This is a genomic window from Streptomyces sp. SID3343, from assembly GCF_009865215.1.
Lineage (GTDB): Bacteria > Actinomycetota > Actinomycetes > Streptomycetales > Streptomycetaceae > Embleya.
The window spans coordinates 1-3,280 of record NZ_WWJX01000877.1 but is presented as its reverse complement, the minus strand read 5'-3'; the positions used below and the strand labels follow the sequence as shown (position 1 = coordinate 3,280).

Below are 3,280 nucleotides of genomic sequence, written 5' to 3'. Positions count from 1 at the left end.
GTAGACCTGACCGACGCGGCCCGCCTGGTGTTGCGTGGCCTGCGATGAACGGCGGCCACGTACTGGCGGTACGTCTGGACGCGCTGGGCGACGTCCTGGTGTGCGGACCGGCGCTGCGCGCGCTGGCGGCGGGTGCGAGCACGGTGACCGCGCTGGTGGGCCGGGCGGGCGCGGCGGCGGCGAGACTGTCGCCGGGCGTCGACGACGTGCTGGTCTGGGACGCCCCGTGGGTGGGCTTCGACCCGACGCCGGTGTCGCGCGCGGACACCGAGCGGGTGATCGACGCCGTGGCCCGGCGCGCGGTGGACGAGGCCGTCGTGTTCACCTCCTTCCACCAGTCGCCGTTGCCCGCGGCCCTGTTGCTGCGCCTGGCGGGCGTGCGCCGGATCAGCGCGATCTGCGCGGACTACCCGGGGACGCTCCTGGACGTGCGCCATCGCGTCGACGAGGGCGTGGACCGGCCGGAGACCGAACGGGCGCTCGACCTCGCGCGCGCGGCCGGCTTTTCGCTCCCGCAGGGTGACGACGGCCGGCTCGCCGTGCGCCGGCCCCTGCCGAACGTGCGTGCTCTGACCGGCGCCACGTCCTACGTGGTCCTGCATCCGGCGGCTTCCGTGCAGGCCCGGAGCTGGTCGCCCGCCCGGTGCGCGCAGGCGGCGCGCGCGCTCGGTCTGGCCGGACATCGAGTGTTGGTCACCGGTGGCCGGGCCGATGCCGAACTGACCGCGTATGTCGCGACCCGCGGCGAGGCGACGGATCTGGGTGGGCGTACCGATGTCGCCGAACTGGCCGCGGTTTTGGCCGGCGCCCGGGTCGCGATCGCCCCGAACACCGGGCCCGCGCACCTGGCGGCGGCCGTGGGCACGCCCGTGGTCAGCCTGTTCGCGCCCGTGGTGCCGGCGGCGCGGTGGGCCCCCTACGGCGTCCCCACGATCCTGCTCGGCGACCAGGCCGCGGCCTGCGCGGGCACCCGATCCCGGCAGTGCCCGCTGCCGGGACATCCGTGCCTGGAGTCGGTGACGGCCGAGGACGTGGTCGTGGCCGTGGACGAACTGCTGGTGAAGGGAACCTCGCGGTGAACATCTTGATGTGGCACGTACACGGTTCCTGGGCGACGACCTTCGTCCAGGGCGACCACCACTACGTGGTGCCCGTTCTGCCCGATCGCGGTCCCGACGGCGTGGGCCGCGCGCGCACGTGGGACTGGCCGCAGAGCGTGGTGGAGGTGGCGCCCGAGCACCTGCGGGAGCAGCGGATCGACGCGGTGGTGCTGCAACGCCCGCACGAATACGACCTGGTGCGCTCGTGGCTGGGTGCGACTCCGGGCGAGGACGTGCCCGCCGTCTACCTCGAACACAACGCACCGGACGGTGACGTACCGCTGACTCGGCACCCGATGGCGGACCGAAACCTGCCGATCGTGCACGTCACGCATTTCAACGCGCTGATGTGGGACTGCGGCCCGGCATCCACCACGGTCGTCGAGCACGGTGTGCTGGACCCGGGCGCGCGCTGGACGGGCGAGCTCCGGCGCTGCGGCGTCGTGGTCAACGAGCCGATCCGCCGAGGGCGCCACACCGGAACCGACCTGCTGGCCGGGGTGGCCGAGGCCGCCCCGCTGGACGTGTTCGGCATGGGGGTCCGCGGACTTGCCGAGCAGGTGGGCCTGTCGCCCGACAGGTGCGCGGTCCACGAGGATCTGCCGCAGGAGCGCATGCACGCCGAACTGGCCCGCCGAGCCGTCTACTTCCATCCCATGCGCTGGACCTCGCTGGGCCTGTCGCTGCTTGAGGCGATGCACCTGGCGATGCCCGTGGTGGCGGTGGCGAGCACCGAGGCCGCGCGTGCGGTGGTGCCCGGAACGGGCGTGGTGAGCGCGTCCGCGGCGGAGCTGCGCGAGGCGGTACGCCGCTACGCGCACGATCACGAGGCCGCGCGCGATGCCGGGCTCGCCGCCCGTGAGGCCGCGCTCGCCCGATACGGGTCGGAGCGTTTCCTCCAGGACTGGGACGCCGTGTTGAAGGAGGTCGTGTCGTGAGAGTCGCCATGGTGTCCGAACACGCCAATCCGATGGCCGCGTTGGGCGGCGCCGACGCGGGCGGTCAAAACGTGCACGTGGCCGCGCTGTCCGCCGCGCTCGCCCGCTTGGGCCATCGCGTGACGGTGTACACGCGCCGGGACGACCCGGACGCGCCCGCGACCACCCGGCTGTGCAAGGGAGTCACCGTCTCCCTCGTCGACGCGGGGCCCGCCAAGCCCGTTCCCAAGGACGAACTGCTGCCGTTCATGGACGAGTTCGGGGATCGGCTCGCGAACCGCTTCCTGGTGCGCCGGCCCAGTGTGGTGCACGCGCATTTTTGGATGTCGGGCATCGCCGCCCTGCGCGGAACCCGGTCGTCCGGCGTGCCCGTGGTGCAGACATATCACGCGCTGGGGACGGTCAAGCACCGGCATCTCGGGTCGGCCGATCCGAGTCCGGCGGGACGGATCGCCGCGGAGATCGCGGTCGGGCGCGACGCCGCCCGGGTCGTGGCGACGTGCAGCGACGAGGTCTTCGAACTCGTGCGCATGGGGCTGGATCGGGACCGGATCAGCGTCGTGCCGTGCGGTGTGGACACCGAGCACTTCTTCACCGAGGGTCCCGGCGCGCCGCGTTCGAGGCGACACCGGTTGTTGGTGGTGGGTCGGCTCGTCGAACGCAAGGGCATCGATCTGGTGGTGCGCGCGCTCGCGAAGTTGCCCGACACCGAACTGGTGATCGCCGGCGGACCGGTGCAGGGGCCGGTGGCGGCCGATCCCGAGGCCGAGCGCCTGATCGGGATCGCCCGCGAGGTCGGCGTCGAGGATCGGGTCGCGTTGCTCGGCAGCGTCGACCGCCGGGCCATGCCCGCCCTGCTGCGCAGCGCGGACGCCGTGGTGTGCACGCCGTGGTACGAACCGTTCGGCATCGTGCCGCTGGAGGCGATGGCGTGCGGCACTCCGGTGGTGGCCAGCGCCGTCGGCGGTCTCCGGGACACCGTCGTCGACGGTGTGAACGGTCTCCTCGTACCGCCGCGGGACGTGGCCGCGCTCACCGAGGCGCTGCGTCGGCTGCTGGAACAACCGGAGTGGGCACGGCAGATGGGGCAGGCGGGCGCGCTGCGGGCAGTGTCCCGCTACGCGTGGCCGCGGGTCGCGCGCGAGACCGCGGAGATCTATCGCGGTGTCGCGCTCGCGCGCGAGGCGCGCGGTCGCAACCGGGCGGTGACCGGATGAACGCGCCCGAACGCCGGCGGATCGT

The 3,280-nt window shown here is 73.4% G+C and carries 3 protein-coding genes; all 3 read left to right on the top strand.

What is annotated here, in order from left to right; translation table 11 throughout:
- The first annotated feature begins 44 nt into the window (after nucleotides 1–44).
- The 3 genes from GT354_RS27350 to GT354_RS27340 are packed head-to-tail and all read left to right on the top strand — an operon-like array spanning nucleotide 45 to nucleotide 3,255.
- Nucleotides 45–1,079 (top strand): glycosyltransferase family 9 protein, encoded by a 1,035-nt coding sequence (locus tag GT354_RS27350; protein ID WP_161359047.1) that lies wholly within the window; start codon nucleotides 45–47, stop codon nucleotides 1,077–1,079.
- Complete coding sequence (locus tag GT354_RS27345; RefSeq protein WP_161359046.1) at nucleotides 1,076–2,038, top strand: glycosyltransferase; 963 nt, start codon at nucleotides 1,076–1,078, stop codon at nucleotides 2,036–2,038. Before GT354_RS27350 ends, GT354_RS27345 begins: the two co-directional genes overlap by 4 nt.
- Nucleotides 2,035–3,255, top strand: coding sequence for a glycosyltransferase (locus GT354_RS27340; protein WP_161359045.1), 1,221 nt, complete (start codon nucleotides 2,035–2,037; stop codon nucleotides 3,253–3,255). The genes GT354_RS27345 and GT354_RS27340 overlap by 4 nt, the downstream gene beginning before the upstream one ends.
- Nucleotides 3,256–3,280 lie beyond the last annotated feature (25 nt).

Excerpts from the sequence above, each read along its gene's own strand:
- GT354_RS27350 (WP_161359047.1), top strand. The coding sequence starts at position 45 with ATGAACGGCGGCCACGTACTGGCGGTACGTCTGGACGCGCTGGGCGAC.